This window comes from Thermogemmatispora sp., from assembly GCF_042408735.1.
In the GTDB taxonomy this organism is placed as follows: domain Bacteria; phylum Chloroflexota; class Ktedonobacteria; order Ktedonobacterales; family Ktedonobacteraceae; genus Thermogemmatispora.
In genome coordinates this window covers 1-1,070 of the sequence record NZ_JBHOQV010000021.1, presented here as the reverse complement: position 1 = coordinate 1,070, position 1,070 = coordinate 1, and the positions used below count along the sequence as shown (strand labels likewise).

Genomic DNA, 1,070 nt, shown 5'->3' with positions numbered 1-1,070 from the left:
ATCTGCTCAGAAGGGCGATGGGACGGGTGGCGGCCTGGTTGGCGGCGGTGTTGCTGGCGGTGTCGCCGAGCCTGGTGTACTACTCGCGGTTTGCGCGGGAGGACATCTACATGGCGTGTTTCACACTGGTGTTGGTGGTGGGGCTGGTGCGGTATGTGCAGGAGAGGAAGCTGAGGTGGCTGCTGGTGGGGGTGCTGGGGCTGGCGCTGTCGTATGCGACGAAGGAGGCGACGTTTTTGACGCTGGCGGTGGTGGGTAGCTATGGGGGAGGGGTGCTGGTCTGGGAGCTGGGGAGCCGGTGGAAGGTGAGAGAGAGGGTCAGGGGAGAGCCGGGCTGGTTGCCGCGGACGGCAGCCCCCCTGCTGTTGCTGGCCTATGCCCTGAGCGGTGCTCTTCTGGCCAGGTGGCTTCTGGGCTGGCTCCATAATCTCTCGTTCTATATTGCTGCTCACCAACGTGCTGCCGATGATTTTGTGGCCGTGCTCAAAGATGATACGGCGCTGATGGTCCCCTGGTTGGGGGTGGCTTTAGGGCTGGTGGTCTTGGGGATCTTGTTGCGCGAGATGTTCATCGGGGAGACGGCAACAAAGGCTGCCCGCGAGGGATGGCGCCTTCGCCTGGCGCGCTGGGTGGAGGAGGAGAGGCAGCCGGTGCTGGCGACGCTGGTGAAGATGCCCTGGACCCACTGGTTCTTTGCGATCCTGCTCTTCTGGGCCATCTTCCTGATCCTGTTCACGGTCCTCTTCACGAACGTGCGGGCCGGCATCGGTGATGGTATCTGGGGAGGCCTCTATTATTGGATCGAGCAGATCGCTGTCGCGCGCGGGGGGCAGCCGTGGTACTACTACCTGCTGCTGATCCCGCTCTATGAGCAGGTGGGGGTGGTCTTTGGGATCGTGGGGATCGTGCGCTGTCTGCTGAGGCCGACACGCTGGCGGCTGTGGTTGGTGTACTGGTGCGTGGGGAACCTGGTGTTGTACTCGTGGGCAGCGGAGAAGATGCCGTGGCTGACGATCCATATCACGCTGCCGCTGATGTTGTTGGCGGGGCTGGGACTGGAGCCGGCGGTG

At 63.5% G+C, this 1,070-nt stretch carries 1 protein-coding gene; it reads left to right on the top strand.

The genetic code is table 11. The features are described from left to right. On the top strand, nt 1-1,070 hold a 1,070-nt coding region (locus ACFMO7_RS01800), incomplete at both ends, for a glycosyltransferase family 39 protein (protein ID WP_376793830.1).